The sequence below is a fragment of the Pseudomonas sp. TH32 genome, from assembly GCF_016650855.1.
Classification (GTDB): Bacteria; Pseudomonadota; Gammaproteobacteria; order Pseudomonadales; family Pseudomonadaceae; genus Aquipseudomonas.
In genome coordinates this window covers 869,985-896,175 of the sequence record NZ_JAEKFA010000002.1, presented here as the reverse complement: position 1 = coordinate 896,175, position 26,191 = coordinate 869,985, and the positions used below count along the sequence as shown (strand labels likewise).

At 62.0% G+C, this 26,191-nt stretch carries 23 protein-coding genes; 19 read left to right on the top strand and 4 right to left on the bottom strand.

Going from position 1 to position 26,191, the window contains the following annotated elements:
* Nucleotide 1: 1 nt before the first annotated feature.
* Both JFV30_RS07915 and JFV30_RS07910 read left to right on the top strand, forming a co-directional pair.
* Nucleotides 2–1,333 (top strand): LLM class flavin-dependent oxidoreductase, encoded by a 1,332-nt coding sequence (locus tag JFV30_RS07915; RefSeq protein ID WP_201122911.1) that lies wholly within the window; start codon nt 2–4, stop codon nt 1,331–1,333.
* A complete protein-coding gene (locus JFV30_RS07910; RefSeq protein WP_201122909.1) occupies nt 1,330–2,295 on the top strand; it encodes a sulfonate ABC transporter substrate-binding protein in 966 nt (321 codons plus the stop codon). Before JFV30_RS07915 ends, JFV30_RS07910 begins: the two co-directional genes overlap by 4 nt.
* On the opposite strand, the gene JFV30_RS07905 is transcribed toward JFV30_RS07910, so the two are convergent.
* Together JFV30_RS07905 and hpaR (JFV30_RS07900) are read right to left on the bottom strand one after the other, a co-directional pair.
* Nucleotides 2,265–4,655, bottom strand: coding sequence for a TonB-dependent receptor (locus JFV30_RS07905; protein WP_201122907.1), 2,391 nt, complete (start codon nt 4,653–4,655; stop codon nt 2,265–2,267). The genes JFV30_RS07910 and JFV30_RS07905 overlap by 31 nt on opposite strands.
* An 87-nt stretch (nt 4,656–4,742) precedes the next feature.
* Nucleotides 4,743–5,165: a homoprotocatechuate degradation operon regulator HpaR gene (gene hpaR / locus JFV30_RS07900; protein WP_010175430.1), complete on the bottom strand. Its 423-nt coding sequence runs from the start codon at nt 5,163–5,165 to the stop codon at nt 4,743–4,745.
* A gap of 212 nt (nt 5,166–5,377) precedes the next feature.
* Between hpaR (JFV30_RS07900) and JFV30_RS07895 the strand changes: the two genes are divergently transcribed.
* Nucleotides 5,378–6,634 (top strand): OprD family porin, encoded by a 1,257-nt coding sequence (locus JFV30_RS07895; protein ID WP_201122905.1) that lies wholly within the window; start codon nt 5,378–5,380, stop codon nt 6,632–6,634.
* 11 nt (nt 6,635–6,645) lie between these two features.
* Here JFV30_RS07895 and hpaA read toward each other — a convergent pair whose 3' ends face one another.
* Complete coding sequence (hpaA, locus tag JFV30_RS07890; protein ID WP_201122903.1) at nt 6,646–7,548, bottom strand: 4-hydroxyphenylacetate catabolism regulatory protein HpaA; 903 nt, start codon at nt 7,546–7,548, stop codon at nt 6,646–6,648.
* A 143-nt stretch (nt 7,549–7,691) separates the two neighbouring features.
* Between hpaA and JFV30_RS07885 the strand changes: the two genes are divergently transcribed.
* The 8 genes from JFV30_RS07885 to hpaI all read left to right on the top strand — a co-directional run bounded on the left by JFV30_RS07885 (nt 7,692) and on the right by hpaI (nt 15,137).
* On the top strand, nt 7,692–8,357 hold the full coding sequence (locus tag JFV30_RS07885; protein WP_169387706.1) for a fumarylacetoacetate hydrolase family protein: 666 nt from the start codon (nt 7,692–7,694) through the stop codon (nt 8,355–8,357).
* Complete coding sequence (locus tag JFV30_RS07880) at nt 8,354–9,124, top strand: fumarylacetoacetate hydrolase family protein (RefSeq protein WP_010175437.1); 771 nt, start codon at nt 8,354–8,356, stop codon at nt 9,122–9,124. The genes JFV30_RS07885 and JFV30_RS07880 overlap by 4 nt, the downstream gene beginning before the upstream one ends.
* Before the next feature lie 5 nt (nt 9,125–9,129).
* Complete coding sequence (hpaE, locus tag JFV30_RS07875; protein ID WP_201126147.1) at nt 9,130–10,590, top strand: 5-carboxymethyl-2-hydroxymuconate semialdehyde dehydrogenase; 1,461 nt, start codon at nt 9,130–9,132, stop codon at nt 10,588–10,590.
* A 170-nt stretch (nt 10,591–10,760) separates the two neighbouring features.
* A complete protein-coding gene (gene hpaD / locus JFV30_RS07870) occupies nt 10,761–11,618 on the top strand; it encodes a 3,4-dihydroxyphenylacetate 2,3-dioxygenase (protein ID WP_169387705.1) in 858 nt (285 codons plus the stop codon).
* 141 nt (nt 11,619–11,759) lie between these two features.
* A complete protein-coding gene (locus tag JFV30_RS07865) occupies nt 11,760–12,152 on the top strand; it encodes a 5-carboxymethyl-2-hydroxymuconate Delta-isomerase (RefSeq protein ID WP_201122901.1) in 393 nt (130 codons plus the stop codon).
* A gap of 49 nt (nt 12,153–12,201) precedes the next feature.
* Nucleotides 12,202–13,506, top strand: coding sequence for an MFS transporter (locus JFV30_RS07860; RefSeq protein ID WP_169387704.1), 1,305 nt, complete (start codon nt 12,202–12,204; stop codon nt 13,504–13,506).
* A gap of 10 nt (nt 13,507–13,516) precedes the next feature.
* Nucleotides 13,517–14,320 (top strand): 2-oxo-hept-4-ene-1,7-dioate hydratase, encoded by an 804-nt coding sequence (hpaH, locus tag JFV30_RS07855; RefSeq protein WP_201122899.1) that lies wholly within the window; start codon nt 13,517–13,519, stop codon nt 14,318–14,320.
* A 16-nt stretch (nt 14,321–14,336) separates the two neighbouring features.
* Complete coding sequence (hpaI, locus tag JFV30_RS07850) at nt 14,337–15,137, top strand: 4-hydroxy-2-oxoheptanedioate aldolase (protein ID WP_201122888.1); 801 nt, start codon at nt 14,337–14,339, stop codon at nt 15,135–15,137.
* A gap of 142 nt (nt 15,138–15,279) precedes the next feature.
* Here the strand turns inward: hpaI and hpaR (JFV30_RS07845) are convergent, their stop codons facing one another.
* Nucleotides 15,280–15,702 carry a homoprotocatechuate degradation operon regulator HpaR gene (gene hpaR / locus JFV30_RS07845; protein ID WP_010175444.1) on the bottom strand — a complete coding sequence of 141 codons (423 nt, stop codon included), beginning with the start codon at nt 15,700–15,702 and terminating at the stop codon, nt 15,280–15,282.
* Between the two features lie 195 nt (nt 15,703–15,897).
* Here hpaR (JFV30_RS07845) and JFV30_RS07840 point away from each other — a divergent pair, with 195 nt between their 5' ends.
* The 8 genes from JFV30_RS07840 to JFV30_RS07805 all read left to right on the top strand — a co-directional run bounded on the left by JFV30_RS07840 (nt 15,898) and on the right by JFV30_RS07805 (nt 26,066).
* Nucleotides 15,898–17,196, top strand: a complete 1,299-nt coding sequence (locus JFV30_RS07840; RefSeq protein WP_201122886.1) for an NAD(P)/FAD-dependent oxidoreductase — start codon at nt 15,898–15,900, stop codon at nt 17,194–17,196.
* 25 nt (nt 17,197–17,221) lie between these two features.
* Entirely contained in the window at nt 17,222–17,587 is a 366-nt protein-coding gene (locus JFV30_RS07835; protein WP_201122884.1) for a cupin domain-containing protein, read from the top strand.
* Between the two features lie 50 nt (nt 17,588–17,637).
* Nucleotides 17,638–18,297 (top strand): helix-turn-helix transcriptional regulator, encoded by a 660-nt coding sequence (locus JFV30_RS07830; protein ID WP_201122882.1) that lies wholly within the window; start codon nt 17,638–17,640, stop codon nt 18,295–18,297.
* 85 nt (nt 18,298–18,382) lie between these two features.
* Nucleotides 18,383–19,204 carry a molybdenum cofactor biosynthesis F family protein gene (locus JFV30_RS07825; RefSeq protein ID WP_201122880.1) on the top strand — a complete coding sequence of 274 codons (822 nt, stop codon included), beginning with the start codon at nt 18,383–18,385 and terminating at the stop codon, nt 19,202–19,204.
* A complete protein-coding gene (locus tag JFV30_RS07820) occupies nt 19,197–19,997 on the top strand; it encodes an SDR family NAD(P)-dependent oxidoreductase (protein WP_201122877.1) in 801 nt (266 codons plus the stop codon). The genes JFV30_RS07825 and JFV30_RS07820 overlap by 8 nt, the downstream gene beginning before the upstream one ends.
* Nucleotides 19,990–20,751 carry an SDR family oxidoreductase gene (locus tag JFV30_RS07815; protein ID WP_201122875.1) on the top strand — a complete coding sequence of 254 codons (762 nt, stop codon included), beginning with the start codon at nt 19,990–19,992 and terminating at the stop codon, nt 20,749–20,751. The genes JFV30_RS07820 and JFV30_RS07815 overlap by 8 nt, the downstream gene beginning before the upstream one ends.
* Before the next feature lie 174 nt (nt 20,752–20,925).
* On the top strand, nt 20,926–25,656 hold the full coding sequence (locus JFV30_RS07810; RefSeq protein ID WP_242487143.1) for an RHS repeat-associated core domain-containing protein: 4,731 nt from the start codon (nt 20,926–20,928) through the stop codon (nt 25,654–25,656).
* Nucleotides 25,653–26,066, top strand: coding sequence for a hypothetical protein (locus JFV30_RS07805; RefSeq protein ID WP_201122871.1), 414 nt, complete (start codon nt 25,653–25,655; stop codon nt 26,064–26,066). The genes JFV30_RS07810 and JFV30_RS07805 overlap by 4 nt, the downstream gene beginning before the upstream one ends.
* The last annotated feature ends 125 nt before the right edge of the window (nt 26,067–26,191 follow it).

Sequence of the window (26,191 nt, the reverse complement as noted above, 5' to 3'; positions counted from 1 at the left end):
CATGCCCCGTCAACTGAAACTCGGCGCTTTCCTCATGGCCACCGGGCACCACGTGGCCGCCTGGCGCCATCCTGATGTGCCGGCCAACGCCGGGCTGGATTTCGCCCACTACAAACGCCTGGCGCAGATTGCCGAGGCGGCAAAGTTCGACGCCCTGTTCGTGGCCGACAGCATTGCCGCCGCCACCGGCGAGATCGCCAGCCGCATGGCGCGCTCGGACCATTTCGAGCCGCTGACGTTGCTCTCGGCGTTGAGCGCGGTGACCGAACACATCGGCCTGATCGCCACGGCCACCACCAGCTACAACGAGCCTTACCATGTGGCACGCAAATTCGCCTCCCTGGATCACTTGTCCGGCGGGCGCGCCGGCTGGAACCTGGTGACCTCGGACAATGCCGCCGAAGCCCGGAATTTCGGGCGAGACAAACACCTCGGCCACGGCGAACGCTACAGCCGTGCGCGGGAGTTTCATCAGGTGGTGACGGGCTTGTGGGACAGCTGGGAAGACGATGCCTTTGTGCGCGACAAGGCCAGTGGCAGCTACTACGACCCGGCAAAACTGCACGTGCTTGAACATGTCGGTGAACACTTTCGGGTCAAGGGCCCGCTGAACGTGGCGCGCTCGCCCCAGGGCCAGCCGGTGATTGTCCAGGCCGGTTCTTCCGAGGCGGGCCGTGAGTTGGCGGCGCAAACCGCCGAGGTGGTGTTCACCGCCCAGACTTCATTGGCCAGTGCCCAGGCGTTCTATGCCGACCTCAAGGGTCGCCTGGCTCAATACGGGCGCGAGCCGGATGCATTGAAGATCATGCCGGGGGTGTTTGTGGTGGTCGGGCAAACGCAGGCGCAGGCGCAGGAAAAGCTCGAGGCCTTCCAGCAGTTGGTCGAACCCGAAGTGGGCGTCGCCTTGCTGGGGCGCATGCTGGGCAATTTCGACTTGTCTGGCTACCCGCTGGACGGCCCGCTGCCGGAGCTGCCATTGACCGACAGCGGCCAGCGCAGCCGCCAGCAACTGCTGACCGAACTGGCGGGCCGCGAACACCTGAGCCTGGCGCAGCTGGGCCGCCGAATTGCCGGTGGACGCGGGCATTACAGCCTGATCGGCACGCCCGCTCAGATCGCTGATGAGCTGCAACACTGGTTCGAAAACGGCGCCGCCGATGGCTTCAATGTGCTGGTGCCGCACCTGCCGGGCGGGCTCGAGGACTTCGCCCAGTGGGTGGTGCCGGAACTGCAACGGCGCGGCCTGTTCCGGACCGAATACGCAGGCTCCACGCTGCGTGAAAACCTTGGCTTGGCGCGGCCGGGCAATCGCTTTGCGGAGAAACAAGCATGAAGATTCCTGCGCTGTTGTTTGCGCTGTTTGCCCTGACGCAAACCGCGCTGGCGGCCGATCCGGCCACCCTGAGGATCGGCTACCAGAAAGGCTCGATTGCCCTGGTGCTGGCCAAGGAACATGGCCTGCTGGAAAAACGCTTCGACCAGACACAGGTGCAATGGATCGAATTTCCCGCTGGCCCGCAAATGCTCGAAGCCTTGAACGTGGGCGCGCTGGACGTGGCGTCCACCGGTGATATCCCGCCATTGTTCGCCCAGGCGGCGGGCGCCGACCTCGTCTACATCGGCGCCGAACCGCCCAAGCCGACGGCGGAAACCCTCCTGGTGCGGGCGGACAGCCCGCTGCACACCATCGCCGACCTCAAGGGCAAGAAAGTCGCGTTCCAGAAAGGCTCCAGCTCCCACAACCTGGTCCTGCGGGCATTGAATAAAGCCGGCTTGAGCTACAAGGACATCCAGCCGGTTTACCTGCCACCGGCTGACGCCCGGGCGGCCTTCGAGCAAGGCAGTGTCGACGCCTGGGCGATCTGGGAGCCCTACTCGTCACTGGCCCTGAGCCAAAGCCCCAGCCACGTGCTCGCCAATGGCGAAGGCTTGAACCTTTCGGGGCCGATCTATACCGCGCGGCGCGACTACGCCCAGGCCCATGGCGGCTTCATCCACGCCCTGCTCGATGAACTCAGCGCTGCCGAAGCCCTCACCCGCAGCCAGCGCGAAGACAGCCTGCAGGTGCTGACCCGTTCCATGGGTCTGCCGGCCGGGGTGATTGCGCGTTATGTCGACAATCGACCGCCATCGCCGGTACTGCCGATTGATCAGCACATCATCCAGGCGCAACAGGAGACGGCGGACCTGTTTTACCAGAACCGCCTGTTGCCCAAGCCCATCGATGTACAGAAGGCTGTGTGGCAGGCCGCCGACGCCTCCCCTCAAAAGTCGACGGTGGCCGACAGCAAGTAAGTACGTGGCGTCGACAAGGTCAGGCCCGGTTCGCTGTCATCCGAGGCGCCCGCCGAACTCCAGTAGCGCCGGTTGGCCACGTTCTCGACATTGGCCCGCAGGGTGATGTGCTTGTCGTCGACTTTGAAGGCATAGCGCGCGCCGACGTCGAGGCGGGTCCAGGCGTCGATTTCCTTGACGTTGGACTGGTCCAGGTACTGCGAGCTGGAATAGATCCCGCGACTGGTCAGGGTCAGGCCCTCAACGGTCGGCACGTCCCACTCGGCCCTCAGGTTGACGTTGTATTTGGGCGTGGCGGGGGCGCGGTTGCCGTCGTAGGTGCCGTTGGTGGTGTTCGTCAACTCGCTGTCGATGTACATCACCCCGCCCAGCAGGCGGAAGCCCTTGAGCGGCTCGCCGAACACGCTGAGTTCGACGCCGTCGTTCTGGCGCTTGCCATTGGGGCCGAACACCAGCGTGGTGGCATTGGTCTCGTAGGCCGGCTGCTTGATCCGGAACACCGCCGCCGTCACTGCGAACGCACCGGCGTCGTACTTGGCGCCGACTTCGACCTGGCGACTGATAAATGGCGGGAAGATTTCGTCATCGTTGACCGAGGTCGACGGCGCGACCTTGCCCTGGCTCAGGCCTTCCATGTAGTTGGCGTACAGCGACAGCTTGTCGGTGGCCTTGAACAGGATGCCGCCCGAGGGTGAAATCTTCTCTTCGTCGTAGGCGGTGTCGCCTTTGACGTCATCGGTCCAGTCGTCCACCTTGACCCGCTGCCAGCGCGCGCCGAGGGTCAGCAGCAGCCGGTCATCGAAGAAGCCCAGGGTGTCGGACAACGCCACGCCGCTGAAGCGGTTTTCGGTGTAGACCTTCGAGTCGAGTCGTGTCGGCCTGCCGGGGGCAGGGATTTCCACCGGGTTGTAGAGATTGCTCGAACCTGACGCATACCGCGCGCCGCCGTTTTCAAAGTCCATGTAGAAGTAACTGGCAGCCAGGTTGACCTCATGGCTCACCGGGCCGGTATGGAACCAGTTACGCACGCCCGCCGTGGCGGTGCGCACGTTTTCGTCGCGGGTGAAGTCCCGGGGCTGCACGCTGAAATCGCCGGCGTTGTTGGTCACCGATACCGCATGGCGCAGGAAGTCATGGTTACTTTTGCGCGCGCCGACGCCGCCGTAGAGCATCACGTTGTCGCTGAGGTCGAACTCACCGTTGACCGTGCCGAAGGTGTCGTTGGTGCTGGCCTTGCTCCAGGGCTGCGCGTAGTTGTGGCGCACGTCGTTGGCGCTCGGCACATTGGCCTTGGGGCCGACCTGCACGCGCTCTTGCGGGGCGTCGGTGTCGCGCTCGGTGCGGCCGATGTCGGTGGAGAGTCGCAGGCGTTCACCGCGAAAATCCAGGCCGAGTACGGCCATTTCGCGGTCGACGCTCTGGTGATCCCAGGTGGTGTCGCCGGACTGCTTCACACCGTTGAAACGCAGGCCGAACTTATTGTCTTCACCAAAGCGCCGGCCGATGTCCACGGCGCCACCCGCCTGGCTGTCGGAGGCCCAACTGCCGGTGAACGAGGTGATGGGTGTGTCGGTGGCGCGCTTGGGCACCACGTTGATCCCGCCGCCCACGCTGCCCCGGGGCGAGATGCCGTTGATCAACTGGCTGGGGCCTTTGATGATGTCGACGCGCTCGGCCATTTCCATGTCGATGGTGTAGGTCGGCAGCACGCCGTAGAGGCCGTTGTAGGCGACATCACTGTTGAACAGGCTGAAGCCGCGAATGGTGAATTGCTCATAGCGCCCGCCCGCCGGGTTGGTGGCACGCACCGAGGGGTCGCTGGCGATCAGGTCGCCGAGGGTGCGCGCCTGCTGGTTCTTGACCGCCTCGCTGGTGTAGGTGGTCATGCTGAACGGGGTTTCCATGAAGTCCCGCGAGCCCAGCAAACCCTGGGAACCACGGCGCGCCACCTGGCCACCGGCGAAGGACTCGCTGCCGGCATCGCCGGTGGTGCCGAGAATCGAGGTGGGCGCCAGTTGCAGGCTGCCGCCTTCGGGAACCGGGGTCAGTATGTAGGCCTGTTCACCCATAGGCTGCAGTTGCAGGCCCGAGCCCTGGAGCAAGCGCGCAAACCCTTCTTCGACGCCGTATTCGCCGGACAGGCCGGCACTGTTGCGGCCGCTGACCAGCGCCGGGTCTACCGACAGGTTAACCCCGGCCAGGCCGGCGAAACGGGTCAACGCGGCACTCAGGCTGCCGGCCGGCACCTGGTAGCTGCGCCGGGACGCGCCGTCTTCGGCGTAACTGATGGGGACGAACAACGGGCTGGCACTCAGGCTCAGCATGAGGCTGAAATTCAGCAACGGACGTAGGGCGGGCATTGGCAAAAGCTCTCGATTTTGTTCACTTACCTGGAATGACCAGCCAGGTGAAAAAAGGGGACAGGCTTCAGCCAATATTTTTTGAAATTACGGTTTGATGCCCTTCAGCTTTTGCAGCAGCTCCATCAATTGCTCCAGGGATTCCTCGCCGAACTGTTCCTGAATCTTCTGGTAGTTGCTTTCCATCCCGGCGCTCATGTCGACAAAACACTGCTGACCCTGCTCGGTCAGGGCGACGAACACCCGGCGCTGGTCTTCGGCGGATTTGCGCCGGCGTACGATGCCGTCACGCTCCAGCCGCCCCAGCACGCCGGTCATGCTGGGCTTGAGGATGCACGCGAGGTGCGCCAGTTGGTGGCTTTCCAGTTCGCCCTGCTGGCGCAGGATGCGGATCACCCGCCACTGCTGTTCAGTCAGGTCATGTTCATTGAGCAAAGGCCGGAAGAACGCCATGGTCGCTTCGCGGGCCTGGAGCAAGGTGAGCGTAAGGGACGGTCTGGGGGTGGGCATGGTTCACGCGCAGTAGAGGTCGAAGCGTCGAAGCTTAGAGTCGGTGTCACGTGCGTGCAACCCGGGGCACGCAGCAAGTCGTTAATTTCGAAACGAATTCATAAAAACCTGTTAATCCAGCTATTCAGCTTAAAGATAACATGTTAACAATATGCCCGCCCCTGCCCCGGTGGCGGGCTCTACCAACAAAAACAACAAAAGGAACGCCCCTCATGCATTCGTGCCTCTTTCGCACGGCGGCAAGCGCTGGTCTGTGCGCCGCGTTTACCCCTCTGGTCGCCCACGCCGACTTTATCCAGGACAGCAAAGCCAGCCTGGACCTGCGCAATTTCTACATGAACCGCGACTTTCGCCAGACCAACGCGCCGCAGAACAAGGCCGATGAGTGGGCCCAGGGGTTTGTGCTGCGCCTGGAGTCGGGCTACACCGAAGGCGTGGTCGGTTTTGGCGTGGACGCCCTGGGTGAAATGGGCCTGAAGCTCGACTCCAGCCGCGACCGCCGGGGCACCGGGCTGCTGCCATCCGGCGCCAGCGGCGAGCCGGCCGACAGCTACAGCGAACTCGGCCTGACCGCCAAGTTGCGCCTGTCGAAAACCGTGCTCAAGCTCGGCACCCTGCAACCGATATTGCCAGTGGCTGCCTACAACGACACCCGGCTGCTGCCGTCGACCTACAACGGCGAGCTGGTGACCTCCCAGGACATCGACGGCCTGACGTTGAACGTCGGCCGCCTGGAAAAACAAAACCTGCGGGACTCCTCCAACAACGAGTCCATGAGCTACGGCGGCGTCAACAGCAGCCACCTGGACCTGGCCGGCGGCACCTACGCGATCAACCCGCACCTGGCGGCGACCTATTACTACGCGCAGATGCAGGACATCTACCGCCAGAACTTTATCGGCCTGGTGCATGACCTGCCGCTGGCCGAGGGCGTGAACCTGCGCACCGACCTGCGCTACTTCGATACTCGCGAGCAAGGCAGCACCCTGCTGCGCAGCCCTACCCGCGTGGACGGCGGGCGGATCGACAACCGGTTTTTCAACGGCATGTTCAGCCTGTCGGTGGGCGCGCACAAATTCGGCCTGGGCTTCCAGAACCTTTCCGGCGACGGCGACTTCGCCTTCCCGGGCCAAGACCCGTATTCGGTCAACCTGGTGACCATCAATATCTTCACCAAGGCCAACACCGATGCGTGGCAGGCGCGCTACGACTACAACTTCGCCGCCCTCGGCCTGCCGGGCCTGACCTTCATGACCCGCTACGTCGACGGCAGCCACGCGCAAACCGCCACGGTGCGCAACGGCCGGGAATGGGAGCGTGACACCGACCTGGTCTACACCGTGCAAAGCGGCCCGCTGAAGAACGTCAACGTACGGCTGCGCAACGCCACCCTGCGCTCAAGCAACGGCCTGACCAGCGACATCGACGAAAGCCGGGTGATCATCGGCTACACCGTGGCCCTGTGGTAACGCTGGGCGCCTCAACGCAACCCCGACTGACGTTGGCGGTATTCCCCCGGCGTCATCTGCGCGTAGCGCTGGAAGAACCGGCTGAAATACGCCGGGTCCTTGAAGCCCAACTGGTAGCAGATTTCATTCGCCGAACTGCCGGTAAACAGCAGCAGGCGCCGGGCTTCCTGCATCAGCCGTTCAAGGATCAGGCGTTTCGACGGCAGGTCGGCAATCCGCCGGCACACCTCGTTGAGGCGCGCCTCGGTGACGCCCACACCGGCGGCGTAGCGCGACAGCGGCCAGTGCTGCAGGTAGTGGTCTTCGATCAGTTCGTTGAAGCGATGGAAGATCCGCAGGTCTTCATGGCGGGCCGGACGGGCTTCCAGGGAATTGGCGCAGAGGCGCAGCAGGCTGATCATGATCAGGCGCGTCAGGCTATCCAGCGCCGAACCACGCCCGCAGGCCTGGGCGTTGATCTCGCTGCACAGCTCGTCGAAGAGGAACTCCAGGCGGCGCACCTCGGGATGAAACTCCGGTGCCAGTCGCGCCAGCGCCACACAGGCGGCCGGCAACTGCGCACCGGGGGCCAGACTGGGGTCGGCGTCGATCAAGGCCCACACCAGTTGCTGGCGCACCGTCAGCACATGGCCGTCGGCATCGGCTTCGGTGACGAAGGAATGTGCCACCGTCGGCGGTGTGAGGAAAAACATCGGCCCGGATTCAAGGTACTGCTGGTCATCCAGATAGACCCGCACTGCGCCCGTCTTGACGTAATGCACCTGGAAAAACCGGTCGTGGCGGTGCACCGGCATGTTGCGACCAAAAAATCCCGCCAGGTTGCCGAGCCTGTCGTAGTGCACCTCGGCATCGCTGTAACGCTGGTCGTAGACCTGCCCGATGTTGATGTTGGGGATCGGCTGACGATCGCTCATCACTGGATTCTCTTTGTTGTTTTGACTGCCCTGAAATATTGCCACGCTTGACGATAGTTAACATCTTAATTATAACGTTAACAGGTTAACGAATATCCCGCGAAGCAGACCCCAATCTGCCCCGCCACTGCCAGGAGAAAAGCATGAGCCGTGCCCTGCACGATGTTGCGAACGGCACCCTGTTCGGCGTTGCGCTGAACTACCAGGGGTTGCTGAACCAACGTCTCGCCGAATTCGAACAAGCGCCTTACCAGAAACCACCGGTCAAGCCGGTGCTGTTCATCAAGACGCCCAACACCCGCAACCACCACGACGGCGTGGTGCTGCACCCTCAGGGTGAACGACTGCAACCAGGCCCGGCCCTCGGGGTGGTGATTGGCAAGAGCGCCAGCCGGGTCAGCGTCGAAAACGCCCTGGAACATGTGGCGGGCTACACCATCGTCAACGAGTTCAGCCTGCCGGAAGACAGCTACTACCGCCCGGCGGTGAAGGCCAAATGCCGGGACGGTTTCTGCGCAGTGGGCCCGGAGTTGATGGCCCGTGACCAGGTCGCCAACCCGCACCAATTGAGCGTGAAGCTGTTCGTCAACGGTGAACTGCGCCAGCAAAACTCCACCGCCAATTTCGTGCGCAGCATCCCGCAGTTGATCGCCGAGATCAGCGAATTCATGACCCTGCACGAGGGCGATGTGCTGATCACCGGCACGCCCGAAGGCCGGGTGGATGTGCAACCCGGCGACACGGTTGAAGTCGAGATCAGCGGCCTGGGCCGCCTGGTCAACCACATCAAGGCAGAGGAGCTGTCATGAAACACGCCCGTATTCGCTTTGAAGGTGAAGCCCACCAGGTTCTGGTCGAAGCTGAAAACGCCGTGCGCCTGGCCGACGGTCGCCTGCTGGCCGAAGACCAGGTCGAGTGGCTGCCACCGGCCACCGGCAGCATGTTCGCCCTCGGCCTGAACTACGCCGACCACGCCGCCGAACTGGCCTTCAAGCCGCCCACCGAACCGCTGGCCTTCATCAAGTCCCCCGGCACCTACACCGGCCACAACCAGGTGACCTGGCGCCCGGACAACGTCGCCTACATGCACTACGAGTGCGAGCTGGTAGCGGTCATCGGCAAGCCGGCGCGCAACGTCAAACGCGAGAACGCCCTGGAGTATCTGGCCGGCTACACGGTGTGCAACGACTACGCGATCCGCGACTACCTGGAAAACTACTACCGCCCCAACCTGCGGGTAAAAAACCGTGACGCCACCACACCGGTAGGCCCGTGGATCGTGGATGTCGCCGACGTGCCGGACCCGAGCAACCTGAAGCTGCGCACCTGGATCAACGGTGAACTGCGCCAGGAAGGCAGCACGAAAGACATGATTTTCGACATCCCGTATTTGATCGAATACCTGTCCAGCTTCATGACCCTGCAACCCGGCGACATGATCGCCACCGGCACGCCCGAAGGCCTGGCCGATGTGGTGCCGGGGGATGAAGTGGTCGTGGAAGTGGAAGGCGTTGGTCGCCTGGTCAATCGAATTGTCAGCGAGGCGGACTTTTTTGCCGCCGGTCAAGAGGCATGAGCAGCATGATCAAACACTGGATCAACGGCCGTGAGGTCGAAAGCAAAGACACCTTCATCAACTACAACCCGGCCACCGGCGAAGCCATCGGTGAAGTCGCCAGCGGCGGTGCCGAAGAAGTGGCGCAGGCGGTAGCGGCGGCCAAGGAAGCCTTTCCGAAATGGGCGGGAACACCGGCCAAGGAACGTGCCCGCCTGATGCGCAAGCTCGGTGAACTGATCGAACAGAACGTGCCGCACCTGGCCGAACTGGAAACCCTCGACACCGGCCTGCCGATCCACCAGACCAAAAACGTGTTGATTCCCCGGGCGTCCCACAACTTCGATTTCTTCGCCGAAGTCTGCACCCGCATGGACGGCCACAGCTACCCGGTGGACGACCAGATGCTCAACTACACCCTGTACCAGCCGGTGGGTGTGTGCGCGTTGGTGTCGCCGTGGAACGTGCCGTTCATGACGGCCACCTGGAAGACCGCGCCGTGCCTGGCGCTGGGTAATACCGCCGTTTTGAAAATGTCCGAGCTGTCGCCGCTGACGGCCAATGAACTGGGGCGCCTGGCGGTCGAGGCCGGCATTCCCAAGGGCGTGCTGAACGTGATCCAGGGCTACGGCGCCACGGCCGGTGATGCACTGGTGCGCCACCCGGACGTGCGGGCGATTTCCTTCACCGGCGGCACCGCCACCGGCAAGAAAATCATGCAGACCGCCGGCCTGAAAAAGTACTCCATGGAACTGGGCGGCAAGTCACCGGTGCTGATCTTTGAAGATGCCGATCTGGAGCGCGCCCTCGACGCGGCATTGTTCACCATCTTCTCGCTGAACGGCGAACGCTGCACCGCCGGCAGCCGGATCTTCATCCAGGAGAGCGTCTACCCGCAGTTCGTCGCCGAGTTTGCGGCCCGCGCCAAGCGCCTGATCGTTGGCGACCCGCAAGACCCGAAAACCCAGGTCGGCTCGATGATCACCCAGGCCCACTATGACAAGGTCACCGGCTACATCAGGATTGGCCTCGAAGAAGGCGCCACCCTGCTGGCCGGCGGCCTGGAGCGCCCGGCCAACCTGCCGGCGCACTTGAGCCGCGGGCAGTTTATCCAGCCGACGGTATTTGCCGATGTGAACAACAAGATGCGCATCGCCCAGGAAGAGATCTTTGGCCCGGTGGTGTGCCTGATCCCGTTCAAGGACGAAGCCGAGGCGCTGCAACTGGCCAACGACACCGAGTACGGCCTGGCGTCGTACATCTGGACCCAGGACATCGGCAAGGCGCATCGTCTGGCTTATGGCATCGAAGCCGGCATGGTGTTCATCAACAGCCAGAACGTGCGGGACTTGCGCCAGCCGTTCGGTGGGGTAAAAGGTTCCGGCACCGGCCGTGAAGGCGGCCAGTACAGCTTCGAAGTGTTCGCCGAGATCAAGAACGTGTGCATTTCCATGGGCAGTCACCACATCCCGCGCTGGGGTGTTTGAGTGATCCCTGTGGGAGCTGTCGAGCTTTGGCGAGGCTGCGATGCAAGCACTGCGGTCTGCCGGAGACAGCGCGGTGATCCCATCGCAGCCTCGCCGGGGCTCGACAGCTCCCACATTTGATCTTTGACAACACGCTTCCAAGACAAAAACAATTATTCAGGAGAATCATCATGGGCGAAGTCGTCCTGGCAGCAAAGATCTGCCACGTTCCCTCGATGTACCTGTCGGAACTGCCCGGCAAGCACCACGGTTGCCGTGAAGCAGCCATCGCCGGGCACAAGGAAATCGGGCGGCGCGCCCGTGAACTGGGGGCCGACACCGCCGTGGTGTTCGACGTGCACTGGCTGGTCAACAGCGGGTATCACGTCAACTGCGGCGAGCACTTCAAGGGCACCTACACCAGCAACGAACTGCCGCACTTCATCAAGAACATGGAGTACGAATACCCGGGCTGCCCGGAACTGGGCGAGTTGATCGCCGCCGAGGCCAACCTGGCCGGCGTGCGCACCATGGCCCACAACATCCCGAGCCTGGAACTGGAATACGGCACCCTGGTACCGATGCGCTACATGCACATGGGCGTACCGGACGCGCAGAAGTTCGACGTGATTTCGATTGCCGCGTGGTGCGCCTGGCACCGCCTGGAAGACAGCTTCGCGTTTGGTGCCGCCGTGCGCCGGGCCATCGAGAAGAGCGACCGCAAAGTCCTGGTACTGGCTTCGGGCTCCCTCTCCCACCGCTTCTCGGACGACCGCGAAGCCGAAGCCAACATCCACAACTGGACCCGTGAATTCGACAAGCAGATGGACCTGCACGTGGTGGAAATGTGGAAGCAAGGCCGCTTCAAGGAGTTCTGCGCGATGCTGCCGGACTACGCCGAGCACTGCTTCGGCGAAGGCAAGATGCACGACACCGCGATGCTCCTGGGACTGCTGGGCGGGCCGGACTACAACCAGCCGGCCGAGATCATCACCCCGCCATTCGGCAGCTCGGGCACCGGGCAGATCAATGCCGTTTTCCCATTATGAGCCTTGGTGAGGATCAATGTGGGAGCTGGCTTGCCTGCGATGCAGGCACCTCGGTGTAACTGTCTCACCGAGTTGATGCCATCGCAGGCAAGCCAGCGCCCACAAGAAACTCGCTGCACCTCACCCTGAGAGGAGACGCACATGCCGCACTTCATCGTCGAATACACCGACAACCTCGAACAGCAAGCCAACCTGCCGGCCCTGTTCGAACAGGTTCACGCCGTGCTGGGGGCCAGCGGCGTGTTTCCCCTGGGAGGCATTCGCAGTCGCGGGGTGCGCCTGGACACCTGGCGCATGGCCGACGGCAAGCATGACTACGCCTTTGTCCACATGACCCTCAAGGTCGGCCACGGACGGGACCTGGAAACCCGCAAGAGTGTCGCCGAAAACCTGTTCAAGGTCATCACCGAGCACTTCGCCGAGCTGCAGTCCCAACGGCTGCTGGCGCTGTCGTTCGAGATGATCGAGCTGCACCCCGAGCTGAATTTCAAGCAGAACAACGTGCACGCATTCCTGAAGAACCAGGCGGGCTGAGCACAGCCCGCTTTCCGCCCATGGCACTCAAACCAAAAAGAACAACATCATGAGCACAGCCAATACCGCCGACAGCACCACCCTGATCGAACATCAGCGCACCCACAGCATCGTCACCTGGCGACTGATGCCGTTGCTGCTGATCTGTTACCTGTTTGCCCACCTGGACCGGATCAACATCGGCTTCGCCAAGATGCAGATGAGTACCGACCTGCACTTCAGCGACACGGTGTACGGCCTCGGGGCCGGCCTGTTTTTCATCGCCTACGCGCTGTTCGGCGTGCCGAGCAACATGGCCCTGGACCGGGTCGGCCCACGGCGCTGGATCGCCTGCCTGATGGTGGTCTGGGGCGTGCTGTCCACCAGCATGCTGTGGATCGAAAGCTCCACCGGTTTCTACGTGCTGCGCTTTTTGCTGGGGGTGGCCGAGGCCGGGTTCTTCCCGGGGATCCTGGTGTTTCTCAACCGCTGGTACCCGGCCCGACGCCGGGCCCAAGTCACCGCGCTGTTTGCGATTGCGGTGCCCATGGCCGGTGTGGTCGGCGGCCCGTTGTCCGGTGCAATCCTGGAGAACTTCCATGATTTCGGCGGGCTGCGCGGCTGGCAGTGGATGTTCCTGATCGAAGGCGCGCCGGTGGTACTGCTCGGCTTGGTCGTCCTGAAATACCTGCCCGACAGCTTCGAAACCGTGAAGTGGCTGGCGCCCGCGCAAAAGCAACAACTGCGCGAGCAACTGAGCACTGAAGAACAACGCAAATCCATCACCTCCTTTGGCGGCATCCTGCGTGACCCGCAGGTGTGGCTGCTGGTGGCGGTGTACTTCGCGGTGATGCTGGCGGTGAACACCCTGGCGTTCTGGATGCCCACCCTGATCCACGGCGCCGGCATCGGCCGCGACAGCCAGGTGGGCCTGCTGAGTGCCGTACCGTATCTGGCCGGGTGCTTCTTCATGATCGGCTGCGGGCGCTCATCGGACCGCAACCGCGAGCGCCGCTGGCACCTGTGCGTACCGCTGTTGATGTCGGCCATCGGTATCGCCGTCGCCGGGCTTTCGCCCACCAACCCGACCCTGGTGCTCGGCGGCCTGATCCTGGCCGGTATGGGCGCCAGTGCCGCGCTGCCGATGTTCTGGCAACTGCCACCGGCGTTCCTGTCCAACAGCACCCAGGCGGCCGGTATCGCGCTGATCAGCTCGTTCGGCAGCATCGCGTCGTTCCTCGCGCCGTACCTGATCGGCTGGATGCGCGACACCACCCAAAGCGCGAGCCTGGCCCTGTATGTGCTGGCGCTGCTTATCGCCCTCGGCGGCCTGCTGGTGCTGCGCACCCATGCGGCCATCGTCAATCCCCAGTAGAGAGTTTGTCATGCTTGATCAAGCCCAAATCCAGCAAGCCGCCGCCCGCCTCGACCAGGCCGAGCGCTCCCGTGAGCAGGTGCGCCAGTTTTCCCTGGACCACCCCAACATCACTATCGACGACGCCTATGCCATCCAGCGCGCCTGGGTGGCACAGAAAATCAAGGACGGGCGCAAGCTGGTCGGGCACAAGATCGGCCTGACCTCCCGGGCCATGCAGGTGTCGTCGAACATCACCGAGCCGGATTACGGCGCGCTGCTCGATGACATGTTCTTCGATGAAGGCACCGACATTCCGTTCGAGCGCTTCATCGTCCCACGGGTGGAAGTGGAACTGGCGTTCATCCTCGGCAAGCCGCTGAAGGGCCCGAACTGCACGATTTTCGACGTGCTCGATGCCACTGAATGGGTGATCCCGGCGCTGGAAATCATCGACGCCCGCATCCAGCAGATCGACCCGCACACCAACGCCACCCGCAAGGTGTTCGACACCATTTCCGACAACGCCGCCAACGCCGGCGTGGTGATGGGCGGCCGCGCCGTGCGCCCGACCGAGATCGACCTGCGCAAGGTGCCCGCCGTGTTGTACCGCAACGGGGTGATCGAGGAGTCCGGGGTGTCGGCCGCCGTGCTCAACCACCCGGCGAAGGGCGTGGCCTGGCTGGCGAACAAACTGGCGCCCTACGACGTCACCTTGCAACCTGGCCAGATCATCCTCGGCGGCTCTTTTACCCGCCCGGTGGCGGCGAATCCGGGTGACACCTTCCATGTCGACTACGACATGCTGGGCTCCATCTCCTGCCGCTTTGTCTGACCCTGGAGGACTGTTCATGGACATGCCCATCAACCGCTTCAAGCAGCGCCTGCAACGTGGCGAAACCCAGATCGGCCTGTGGCTCGGCCTGGCCGACGCCTACTGCGCCGAGCTGGCGGCGAATGCCGGGTTCGACTGGCTGCTGATCGACGGCGAGCACGCACCGAATGACCTGCGCGGCATGCTCGGCCAGTTGCAGGCCGTAGCGCCATACGACAGCCAGCCGGTGATTCGCCCGGTGATCGGCGATACCGCGTTGATCAAGCAGGTGCTGGATATTGGTGTGCAGACGCTGTTGGTGCCGATGGTGGAGACGGCTGAACAGGCCCGGCAGCTGGTGCGGGCGATGCGTTATCCGCCCCAGGGCATACGCGGCGTGGGCAGTGCGCTGGCGCGGGCGTCGCGCTGGAACAGCATTCCCGGTTACCTGGACGAGGCCGATGCGCAGATGTGCCTGCTGGTGCAGATCGAGAACCGTGAAGGCCTGGCGAATCTGGACGCCATTGCGGCGGTTGAAGGCGTCGACGGGGTATTTATCGGGCCGGCGGATTTGAGTGCGGCCATGGGGCATCGGGGCAATCCCGGGCATCCCGAGGTGCAGGCGGCGATTGAAGACGCCATCGTCCGGATTCAAAAAGCCGGCAAGGCGGCAGGGATCTTGAGTGCAGATGAAAAACTGGCGCGGCGGTATATCGAACTGGGGGCGGCGTTTGTGGCGGTGGGTGTGGATACGACGGTGTTGATGCGCGGGTTGCAGGGGCTGGCTGCGAAGTTCAAAGACACCGCAGTACCGGCCATTACCGGGGGCGTGTACTAACCCCGTCAAACAACAGAGATCACCTGTGGGAGCTGGCTTGCCTGCGATAGCATCACCTCGGTGTACCTGAAGGATCGAGGCGCCTGCATCGCAGGCAAGCCAGCTCCCACATTTTGATCACCTGTTACTCATCTACCGTGATTCAACGCTTGATGGTCTTCAACTCATCCAGCAACCCCAGCAACACCTGCAACTTCTCCTCCCCAAACTGCCCCTGCAAGCGCTGGTAATTCTCTTCCATGCACTGGCTCATCGACTCGAAACTGGCCTTGCCCTTCTCCGCCAGCGTCACCAGCACCCGCCGCTGATCCTGCTCGGCCTTGCGCCGGTGCACCATCCCCGCCGCCTCCATGCGCACCAGCACGCCGGTCATGCTCGGTTTGAGAATGCACGCCAGTTCGGCCAATTGGTAAATCTCCAGCTCGTCATGCTGGCTGAGAATTCGGATAACCCGCCATTGCTGCTCGGTCAGCCCATGCTCATTCAGCGAAGGCCGAAAAAAACTCATGGCCGCTTCGCGGGCCTGCAACAGGGTCAAGGTCAGGGATTGTCTGGGTTTCAACATAGGCTCAGGGTCACGATAGATTTAGTTAATGTTTTAACGAAACTCTAACACTCTCCTCCCCGCCTCACGCTATAACTTGTGAAGCCGGCGAGGGCTCTGGCGCGCAGGATCAAAACCCGCGGCACACAGAATCAAGACATCCAGCGTGCCAGCGCCCTTAATACACTCATTAGCTCTTCACTGTCAGGCAGCGCAATGATCAATATCGAAACGCCGACCTATTACACGGCGACCAAAAAATACAACCTCAGCTTCCCGACCCTGGAACAGGACGTGGAAGCCGACGTGGTGATCATCGGGGGCGGCTTTTCCGGGATCAACACCGCCCTGGAACTCGCCGAAAAAGGCATCACCAACATCGTCGTGCTGGAAGCGCGTTACCTGGGTTTTGGCGGCACCGGGCGCAACGGTGGGCAGATCATGGCCGGCATCGGTCACGACCTGGAAAAGATCAAGAAAGACGTGGGTGAAGACGGCCTGCGCCAGATCTTCGAGATCAGCGACCTGGGCGCCGACATCATCAAGAACCGCATCGCCAAGTACGACATCGATGCCGACTTCTGCCACGGCTACGGCTACATGGGCTTCAACGCCCGCCAGGAAAAGACCCTGCGCGCCTGGGAAAAAGACTTCAAGTCCATCAACACCCAACATGAAATCCGCTTCCTCGGCGGCTCCGACGTGAAGCAGATCATCGGCTCCGACGCCTACAGCAGCGCCCTGCTGCACATGGGCGGCGGGCATGTGCACTCGTTGAACCTGCTATTGGGCGAAGCCAAGGCCCTGGCCGGCTACGGCGTGCGGATTTTCGAGAACAGCCCGGCGCTGGAAGTCAGCTACGGCGAACGCATCACCGTGCGCACCGGGCGCGGTTCGGTCAAGGCCAGCAAACTGCTGTGGGCCTGCGACAGTTTCCTCAACAAGCTGGAACCGGAACTGCACCGGTCGACCATCAACACCTATGCGTTCCAGATGATGACCGAGCCATTGCCTGAAGAGCTGATCAACCGCATCAGCCCGATTCGCGGGGCCTACAGCGACATTCGCCCGGTGATCGACTACTACCGTGTCACCAACGAAAACCGCCTGCTGTTCGGTGCCGCCACGCCTTTGGTGGAGCACATTCCCGGCGATTTGAAAGCCTGGAACCGCAACTTGATGCTCAAGATTTTCCCGTACCTCAAGGACGTGAAAATCGACCTGGCCTGGGGCGGCCCGATGGCCTGCAGCCCGAACCTGTTCCCGCAGATCGGCACCCTGCCCGGGCGCAGCGACGCGTTTTATGTGCAGGGCTATTCAGGCTTCGGCGTGACCCCGAGCCACATCATCTGCAAGGTGCTGGCCGAGGGCATGAGCGAAGGCTCGGCGCGGTATGACCTGGTCAGCTCGATCCATCGCCCGACCATCATCGGCAAAGACACGATCCGCCCGCTGCTGCTCACCGCCGGCAAGTCCTGGCACCAGCTTTCCGGTTACTGGAACGGCCGCCGCTAATTTTTTCTCATCAGGAGCAACTGCCATGACCCTCGTCACCCTCAAGAAAGACATCCAGCTGTCGGAACTCGACGCCTGGGGCACCGTCGCCGACCTCGGCTCAACCATCCTCGAAGGTGAAGTCCGGGCCTTCGGAAAAATGACCTTCGGCGCCCCGACCGACGCGGTCAGCAGCGCCTATTTCGGCACCACCCAGGGCAAGTTCCGCATGGTCTACCCGTTTGCCGAACAGGCCACCGTGGTCACCGGCGAGGTGGTACTCACCGACGAGTCCACCGGCCAGAGCACCCGCTACAAGGCCGGTGACAGCTGGTTCGTGACCAAGGGCACGCCCGTACTGTGGGAAGTGGTCAGCGAAAGTTTCGTCAAACACTACTTCGCCGTGGTGTGACAGCCCCGGCTGCCGGCACCCGTCGGCAGCCCTTTGGCGCAGGTGCCCCCATGCACACCCTCCCCGCCCACGAAGTCGCCGGCCAGTGCCTACAGGCTTTTACCCGATTGATTCCGGTCAGCCAGGCCGCGTTCTATTGTGTCGACCGCCACCTGCAAGCGCGGGATTTCCAGCTGCACGGCATGAGCGGCGAGATGCACCGCGACTACCTCGACAACTACCGCCAGTTCGATCCACTTCAACCGCGCAACTGCTTGTCCAGTGGACTCGCAGTGGTGCCGCTGGGCCTTGCCATGGCCCGCCAGCCCGCGCGGGATACCCGACGGTATGGGGATTTTCTGCGGCGATACGGCGTGGTCGATGTGGTGGAGATTTTCGCCCAGCGCGACGGCCAGCCCCAGGCGGCGATCTCGCTGCTGCGCACCGCCGACCAGGGCACGTTCACCGGCGAGCAACTGACCCAACTGAATGCCCTGCAAACCTTGCTGCAACTGGCCGTCGCCAACATGCAGCCCGCTGAGGATGCACTGGCGGGGCTGACACCCAAGGAGCGCCAGATCGCCCTTTTACTCCGCCACGGCGCCAGCAACAAACAGCTGGCCCGGGAGCTTGAAGTCGGCCTGCCGACCATCAAGACCCACCTGATCAACCTGTTTCGCAAGACCGGCGTCAGCAGCCGTACGGAGCTGGTGGGCAGCCTGTTTCTGTAGCCGGCCTCAACCATCCGGTTGATGGTCGGGCCTGCTGCCGGGCGCGATGATCCGTGGTGTTCACCCACCCAACCGGAGCATCGCAATGACCACCCCTTCTGACTGGATCACCGTGGGCGCCCTGGCCGACGGCTTCGCCCCCGAGGCCTTTATCCTGCCGAACCTGGCCGACCTGAGCGGCAAGACCTTCACGCTGTACTTCGCCAATGGCTGGCAGATCGAGCACCGTTTCGAGCGCGACAGCCTCGCCTGGGTCGCGGCCGACGGCCACTCCAGCGGCAGCGCAACCTACCGCGCGACCTCGGTGCGTCCCGGCCTGTACCTGGTGGACTTCATCAAGCGCGAAGGCGCGCAAGCCTGGTCGGTCAGCCTGGTGCTCGACACCGCCAGCGCCTCGTTCACCGCCGTGCTCGGGCGCATGCCCACCCAGGAACAAACCCGCGAAGGCCTCTACAGCCGCGCCCTCGCCGGCAAGCCGCTGACCTCGGTGGAAGTGGAGTTCCTCCACGGCAGCCTCGACCGCCCCTGGCAAGCCGGCCAATGCCCACACGCCCCTACCACCGAACTCACCGGCCTGCGCAACCAGTACCGCTACAGCCCGAGCGAGGTCTACGAGCACATCTACCTCAACCACCAGTTCTACGCCTGGCAATGCCTCAAGGGTGTGGAGCAAGGCCTGTGCGACACCGACCGCTGCGATTACTACAAGATCTCCGACCAGCTGTACCTGTTCGTGTGGCGCGAAAAAATCATCCCCACCCTCGGCCTGGTGCTGATCGACCTGCAGCAGCACCGCAGCGACGGCAAGATCTTTGGTTATGCCGACGCCTCTTTCGATGAATTGTCGAACTTTCCCATCAGCTCCTACTGCCAGGTGCTCAACCGCACGGAGCATCCTGATGACTGAGCCGCGCACCGTTGTGATTACCGGTGCCGGCACGGGCATCGGTGCCGCCTGCGCCCGGCTGTACGCCGCCGACGGTGCGCAATTGGTACTGATCGGCCGTCGTCGCGAACCGCTGGAGCAGGTTGCCCGGGACACCGGCGGCCTCGTGCTGGTGGGGGATGCGGCCTGCCCGCAGACGTGGGAGGGTTTCGTCACGCAGATTCGCCAACGCTATGGGCGGATCGATGTGCTGCTGGCCTGCGCGGGCGGGCATGGCGTTGGCAGCGCCACCGACACCAGCCCGCAGACCTGGGAAGCGGCGCTGCGCAGCAACCTCGACAGTGCCTTCTACAGTGCCCGGGCGTGTTTGCCGCTGCTGCTGGAAAGTGCCGGGAATATTGTGCTGATGGGTTCGATTGCCTCCCTGGCCGCCGGGCCTGAAGTGTGCGGCTACACCACGGCCAAGCATGCCTTGCTCGGGCTCAATCGCTCACTGGCCCGGGATTACGGCCCGCGTGGCGTGCGGGTGAACGCCGTGTGCCCGGGCTGGGTGCGCACGCCGATGGCGGATGAGGAGATGCAGCCGTTGATGGACTTTCATGGCGAGACGCTGCAACACGCCTATGACCGGGTATGCGCCGACGTACCCTTGCGCCGCCCGGCCAGCGCCGAGGAAATCGCCAGGGTGTGCCGCTTCCTGGCCTCCAGCGAGGCGTCGATCATTACCGGGGCAACGCTCGTGGCGGATGGCGGTTCAAGCATCGTCGATGTGCCGACGCTGGCGTATGCGCATATGGAGGCGAGTCATGGATGAAGACCTGGATTTCAGCGGTCGCAGCGTCCTGGTAACCGGCGGCGCCCAAGGCATTGGGCGGGCCATCGTCGAGGCGTTTGCCCTGCGAGGTGCGCGAGTGATGATCGCCGACCTGCAACTGGCCGAAGCGCTGGCAGTTGAGCTGTGCGGGCGCGGCTGTCAGGTGGAAGCGGTGGCCGTGGATCTGGCGGAGGCCGAAGCGGTATTCAGACTGATTGAGGGGTTGGAGCAAGGGTGGGGCCGGCTGGACATTCTGGTGCACAACGCCGGGTATTTTCCGCTGACGCCCTTTGCCGACATCACCCCCGCGATACTCGAGCGCACCCTGGCGGTGAATTTATCGGCGCTGTTCTGGCTGACCCAGGCGGCGCTGCCGATGTTTCGTCGCCAGGGCCGGGGCTGCGTGCTGGTCACGTCTTCAGTCACCGGGCCGAGGGTCGCATTTGCGGGGTTGAGTCACTATGCGGCGTCGAAGGCCGGGGTCAACGGGTTCATCCGCAATGCCGCGCTGGAACTGGCCGGGCTGAATGTGCGGGTCAATGGCGTGGAGCCCGGCATGATCGCCACGCCGGCCATGGGCAATCTGGGGGATGACCAGGTGAACGCACAGATCGCCAGCCGGGTGCCGCTGGGACGGCTGGGTGCGCCGGCAGATATCGCCGGGGCGATGCTGTTTCTGGCGTCGGACCTGGCGGGCTATATCACCGGGCAGACCTTGGTGGTGGATGGCGGTTCGACCTTGCCGGAGGTTTAACGAAACGTCCTACTGAACGGCCAGATAACCTCTACTCCCCCGCCTTGAGAACCGCTGCAAAGTCCCTCGCCTGATCACACAGCGCGAGGGAACGCCGATGTTTTTTTCGATTACTGCTCTGCCCGATGGGGCTGCCTCTTGATTCCCGCCATTGGCTTTTTCGTCGTGGCGGCGATGGACCCGAAGACGCGCGACGTCAATGCGGTTCTCAACGACTTCACACACTGCCTGAACACCTACGACGCGTGGGCCGAGAGCTTCTGGAGCTTTTCGGCACTGGATGTCGAGCAGGTGTTCAAGGTCGGCGATGAGGTGTCGCTGGTCGCGCCCATCACCCGTTCTCTTTACCCGAGCAGCACCGTCGCGACCTGCAAGGCCAACTCACCGTTGACCCTGGTGCACATGTTCCAGAGCACACGGTTCGTGCCCATCGGCAATACGCCGGTCATGCTCCAGGAAATCGCGCAAGACGGTGGCCCGCTCGGCGCCCCCCTCCATAAAACCATCGGCCCCAGCGGCATCCTTGAAGTCACCGAGTGCACCGTCGACCGGCAGTACCGGATCAGCTTTTATCCCGACGTGTCCAGGGACCACATCAAGGCGCTGTATACCTCCTATCAGTCCGAGATCAGCTCGCTGGAAGGTCGCCTGCGCGGCGAGTGGACGAGCACGTTCAAGCCGATATGGGAGAGCTATGCCAAGGCCGGTTATGTCGATCGGTACACCTCGCTGCAAATGTCCTATGCGCAAGGGTTTGGCAACGTGCTTTACGGTCTCTGGGACGGTATTGCGCAACTGTACCAATGGTTGGCAGACATAAAGCCCAACAGCGAAAAGCTCCTGCAGTACCTCTCCCAGGCCGAGCTTGCGGCGCTGCTGAAGCTCAGTCATGAGGCAATTGCCAAAGGGTTGCTGATTCTGAGCGATGAACCGCTGCTGTTTATCTACCTGTCCGCGATGGTCAGTTGGATGCGCATGCTGCCGCCGCATTACCTGTTTGAGTTGCTGGGGGAAATCACCACCGAGGTGCTGCTCAACCTGTTGTTGCTGTGGGCCACCGGCGGGATGGGTGTGGCGGTGCGCTTGGGGGCGCAGGTGCTGGGAAAGGTCAAGTCAGAGCGGGCACGGGAATGGCTGGAACAGATGGCCACGCTGGGCGGCACGGCCCGGATGGATGGGCATGCCGAGGTGCTTAAGCCGGTAGCGCTTCAGCGTCATGCGGTGCCGGTCAAGGCGGCGGCGGTGCCGTTGAAGGTGGGTCCAGATCAGGTTTCGAATCCGGCGGCTCTGGTGCGGGAGCCGAAGACGGCGCGCACGGCGCTGGTGAAGCAGGAGCTTGTGGATGATGTGCCCGCCTCTGCCAAGAACCCTGGCGGCGATGCGGCCGCTCCCGCAGACAAGACCGCAACCAATGGCTGCCCGGTGTCGATGGTCACCGGTGAGGAACTGCTGACCCTCACCGACGGCTCGTTGGATGGGGTGTTGCCCTTTGCCTGGACGCGGTTGTATCGCAGCAGTGCGGTGGAAGTGGATTGCGGGTTGGGGTTTGGCTGGAGTCATTCGCTGGCTCAGCGGTTGGTTGTTAGCGGCGAGTCGGTGATCTGGACCGATCACGAAAACCGCAGCACTACGTTTCCCCTGCCCTCTGCTACGCGGCCAGCCATCACCAATAGCCTGGCGGAAGCCGCGATTTATCTGGGCGCTTTGCCTGATGAATTGGTACTGGCTCAAACCTCCCTTTTCTATCACTTCCGCGACGGTGTGCTGACGTCGATCAGCGATGCGTATGACAGCCGGCTGCGCATTTCCCGCGATTATTCCGGACGGATTCAGCGGATTGATAACGGCGTCGGCCAGGGATTGCTGCTGCGGTATGACCGTGGACATATCGTTGCCGTCGACTATCAGGTGCAGCGGGAGCTGGACTGGGTTACCGAGCAGAACGTTGTTTCCTACCGGTACGACGAAGCGTGGCGGTTGATTGAAGCGACCAACGCTGTCGGCGAAAGCGAGCGTTATCGGTACGACGATCAGCAGGTGATTCTGGAGCGGCAACTGGCCGGTGGGGCAAGTTTCTTCTGGGAGTGGGAACGGTCCGGCAAGGCGGCGCGATGCGTCCGGCATTGGGCCAGTTTTTCCCAGATGAACACACGGTATGTGTGGGATGACAACGGCACTGTCACCGTCCACAACGCCGATGGCAGCCAGGAAGTCTACGTCCACGACCAGCGCGCGCGGCTGGTCCAACGGATTGATCCGGACGGTGCCGAGCACTTCAAATCCTACGATGAAAAAGGCCGGCTGACGGTCGAGCAGGATCCGTTGGGGGCGATAACGGCCTATCAATACGACGAAGCCGGTCGGTTGATTGCGCTGTTTCCCGGGGACGATGCACCCACATCCTACGAGCATGACAACGGTTTCGTCCGAGTCGTACGCCGTGGTGAGGCGGTCTGGAAATACCAGCGTAACGATCAAGGCGATATCACCCGCAAGACTGATCCGGACGGCAATTACACCGAATACACCTACACCCAACACGGAAAACTCTCCGGCGTCTGGCACCCGGACAACAGCAGTCAGCGCTTTATCTGGAATGAGCGTGGCCAGCTCACCGAAGAGAAATTGGCCAATGGCGGCGTGCGGCGTTTTCGCTATGGCGACCTGGGACGCCAGGTGGCTTGCGAGGATGAGCACGGTGCGCTGACCCAGTATCAGTGGGACGCCGTAGGGCGTTTGCTGAAGGTGATTCAGCCGGGCGGTGCCTCTCGCGAATTCAGCTACAACCCGTACGGAAAAATCACCGCCGAGCGCGACGAACTGGGGCGGGTTACTCGCTACGAATATGCCGACGGCCTGCACCTGATCAGCCGTCGCATCAACCCCGATGGCACACAGCTCAAATACCGCTACGACAATGCCCGGTTGTTACTGACCGAGATTGAAAACGAGGTCGGGGAAACCTATCGGCTCGACTATCACGCCAACGGCCTGATCCAGCAGGAGACCGGCTTTGATGGCCGCCGCACGGCTTATGTCTACGACCTCGCCGGCCATCTGCTGGAAAAGACCGAATACGGCGACGATGGCAGCCAGCTGGTTACCGGCTATCAGCGAGACAGCGCCGGTCGCCTTGTACGAAAAACCCTGCCCGACCGCAGCATTGTCGATTACACCTACGACCGCCTCGGCAATCTCCTCAGTGTCGACGACGGCCATTGGCCGCTGCACTACGAATACGACCTGCAAAACCGCCTCACCGCCGAACACCAAGGCTGGGGCACCCTGCGCTACCGCTACGACGAATGCGGCCAACTCAACCACCTGCGCCTGCCCGACAACAACCGCCTGGCCTTCCATCACGACAAAGGTGGCGACCTGGCCACCATCGAGCTGAATGGCAACCCACTCACCTCACACCTGTTCAAATCCGGCCGCGAACACCAGCGCCAGCAGGGCCAGCTTCTCAGCCACTACCACTACGACGACCAGGGCCGCCTGCATGCCCATGCCATTACCCAACAGGAACAGCGCCATCAGCGCCGCCAATACGACTACGACCAGCGCGGCAACCTGACCCGCATCCTCGATACCCGCAAAGGCCAGCACGACTACCACTACGACCCACTCGACCGCCTGACCCGCGCCAACCACTCGCAAGACCTGCAGGAACGCTTCTTCCACGACCCGGCGGGCAACCTGCTGATGCAAGACCGCGTCGGGCCGAGTGTGATCAAAGGCAACCGCCTGCTGATGCAAGGCGACCGTCATTACGACTACGACGCCTTCGGCAACCTCCTGCGCGAGCGTCGGGGCCGTGCCCAGCAGTTGGTCACCGAATACCGCTACGACTGCCAACACCGCCTGACCAGCGTCACCCAACCCGACGGCAGCCAGGCCAGCTATCGCTATGACCCGTTTGGACGGCGCATCGCCAAAACGATAAACGGCCAAACCACTGAGTTTTTCTGGCAAGGCGACATCCTGATTGCCGAGCACAGCGCTGATCATCACCAAAGCTATATCTACGAACCCAACAGCTTTCGCCCGTTAGCGCTGCTGAAAGGCTACGGCCCGGAAGCAGCAGAACCCTTCCACTACCAACTCGACCACCTCGGCACCCCACAAGAACTCACCGCCCCCGACGGCGAAATCGTCTGGTCCGCGCACTACCGCGCCTACGGCCAAATCGCGAAGCTGGACGTCAACACCGTCACCAACCCGTTGCGTTTCCAGGGTCAATACTTCGACCCGGAAAGCGGACTGCACTACAACCGCCATCGCTACTACAATCCGGACGCTGGACGCTATCTGACGCCTGATCCCGTGAAACTGGCGGGTGGGCTGAACGGATACCAGTACGTGCCCAACCCTACGGGGTGGATTGACCCGCTGGGATTAAATACCTGTCCGGGAGGGGACAGCTGCAAGCCAACTATTGGCGCCGCAGAGCCTTCCGCAGAAGCGTCAGTTAATAAAGCAGAACCCAATCAACCAGCACCAGATGGAGGCGAGGAGTATCTTTTTCGCGGAGATAAAACCAAGCCGGATGTAGTGTTCAAAGACGGTTTCAAAAGCAAGGGCGCTAGTGAAGACCTATACTTACATGCCATTGATAGCGACGACCCCCCAAGCAATTTCATTAGTACGTCACCCATAAAAGCCGTAGGAATAAACTTTGCCACTAGCTACAAAACAAAAACAGGCTACCTATACACTCTAAGAAGCATCGCCGGTCACGACTTAAATACAGAATTAGGAATGCAAGCCCCCTTCCCTAAAGAAAAAGAATTTGCCATTCACCACAGAATACACACAGAGGACATACTAGGCGTTACCCCTATGAAAAAAGATGGAAGCTACGTAGGCTACTCAATTCCAAATCCGAACAGGAAAATAGAATGAAAACTAAAAAAATATACATCCTGACTAACAATCAAAAAAAAGAGGCATTTATAAAGTATGACGATGAAAATATTATTCTGACTTTTTCCGAGGCGGAAAATTTCAAAAAAATCTACTCCGGAAAAGACATATATGTTTGCCTCGCAAAAGTCAGATCAGACTTTCCGCACATAACCTTTCTATGCAAAGGTGCAAAATTAAATGTCATGCCTTCCAGAATGGCATCTCAGATGGGTGCAGGGCTCGTAGCCTATCAAATGACTATGGGCAAGCCCGCTCTTCCAGATGACATAGTTCACATTTTTGATTACGAAGAGGAAAACCTAACAAATGACCCACAAGAACAGATTGCGTTCTTTAAAGCTTGGCTTGCATCGTTAGGCGCCAAAAGATATGAAGACTTTAACTAAGCTGCTAGTACTGACTGAAGTTTCGAACTACGAAAGAAAGGCCAATTTAAAGTTCAGCTTACTCGGTACCCTCCGGATTTTTAGCGCCTACCAAATCGCCATCGCAGGCAAGCCAGCTCCCACAG

What these genes read in the sequence shown, in the direction of transcription:
- JFV30_RS07915 (WP_201122911.1), top strand. Translation starts at nt 2, where the DNA reads ATGCCCCGTCAACTGAAACTCGGCGCTTTCCTCATGGCCACCGGGCAC.
- JFV30_RS07910 (WP_201122909.1), top strand. Translation starts at nt 1,330, where the DNA reads ATGAAGATTCCTGCGCTGTTGTTTGCGCTGTTTGCCCTGACGCAAACC.
- JFV30_RS07905 (WP_201122907.1), bottom strand. Translation starts at nt 4,655, where the DNA reads ATGCCCGCCCTACGTCCGTTGCTGAATTTCAGCCTCATGCTGAGCCTG.
- hpaR (WP_010175430.1), bottom strand. Translation starts at nt 5,165, where the DNA reads ATGCCCACCCCCAGACCGTCCCTTACGCTCACCTTGCTCCAGGCCCGC.
- JFV30_RS07895 (WP_201122905.1), top strand. Translation starts at nt 5,378, where the DNA reads ATGCATTCGTGCCTCTTTCGCACGGCGGCAAGCGCTGGTCTGTGCGCC.
- hpaA (WP_201122903.1), bottom strand. Translation starts at nt 7,548, where the DNA reads ATGAGCGATCGTCAGCCGATCCCCAACATCAACATCGGGCAGGTCTAC.
- JFV30_RS07885 (WP_169387706.1), top strand. Translation starts at nt 7,692, where the DNA reads ATGAGCCGTGCCCTGCACGATGTTGCGAACGGCACCCTGTTCGGCGTT.
- JFV30_RS07880 (WP_010175437.1), top strand. Translation starts at nt 8,354, where the DNA reads ATGAAACACGCCCGTATTCGCTTTGAAGGTGAAGCCCACCAGGTTCTG.
- hpaE (WP_201126147.1), top strand. Translation starts at nt 9,130, where the DNA reads ATGATCAAACACTGGATCAACGGCCGTGAGGTCGAAAGCAAAGACACC.
- hpaD (WP_169387705.1), top strand. Translation starts at nt 10,761, where the DNA reads ATGGGCGAAGTCGTCCTGGCAGCAAAGATCTGCCACGTTCCCTCGATG.
- JFV30_RS07865 (WP_201122901.1), top strand. Translation starts at nt 11,760, where the DNA reads ATGCCGCACTTCATCGTCGAATACACCGACAACCTCGAACAGCAAGCC.
- JFV30_RS07860 (WP_169387704.1), top strand. Translation starts at nt 12,202, where the DNA reads ATGAGCACAGCCAATACCGCCGACAGCACCACCCTGATCGAACATCAG.
- hpaH (WP_201122899.1), top strand. Translation starts at nt 13,517, where the DNA reads ATGCTTGATCAAGCCCAAATCCAGCAAGCCGCCGCCCGCCTCGACCAG.
- hpaI (WP_201122888.1), top strand. Translation starts at nt 14,337, where the DNA reads ATGGACATGCCCATCAACCGCTTCAAGCAGCGCCTGCAACGTGGCGAA.
- hpaR (WP_010175444.1), bottom strand. Translation starts at nt 15,702, where the DNA reads ATGTTGAAACCCAGACAATCCCTGACCTTGACCCTGTTGCAGGCCCGC.
- JFV30_RS07840 (WP_201122886.1), top strand. Translation starts at nt 15,898, where the DNA reads ATGATCAATATCGAAACGCCGACCTATTACACGGCGACCAAAAAATAC.
- JFV30_RS07835 (WP_201122884.1), top strand. Translation starts at nt 17,222, where the DNA reads ATGACCCTCGTCACCCTCAAGAAAGACATCCAGCTGTCGGAACTCGAC.
- JFV30_RS07830 (WP_201122882.1), top strand. Translation starts at nt 17,638, where the DNA reads ATGCACACCCTCCCCGCCCACGAAGTCGCCGGCCAGTGCCTACAGGCT.
- JFV30_RS07825 (WP_201122880.1), top strand. Translation starts at nt 18,383, where the DNA reads ATGACCACCCCTTCTGACTGGATCACCGTGGGCGCCCTGGCCGACGGC.
- JFV30_RS07820 (WP_201122877.1), top strand. Translation starts at nt 19,197, where the DNA reads ATGACTGAGCCGCGCACCGTTGTGATTACCGGTGCCGGCACGGGCATC.
- JFV30_RS07815 (WP_201122875.1), top strand. Translation starts at nt 19,990, where the DNA reads ATGGATGAAGACCTGGATTTCAGCGGTCGCAGCGTCCTGGTAACCGGC.
- JFV30_RS07810 (WP_242487143.1), top strand. Translation starts at nt 20,926, where the DNA reads ATGGACCCGAAGACGCGCGACGTCAATGCGGTTCTCAACGACTTCACA.
- JFV30_RS07805 (WP_201122871.1), top strand. Translation starts at nt 25,653, where the DNA reads ATGAAAACTAAAAAAATATACATCCTGACTAACAATCAAAAAAAAGAG.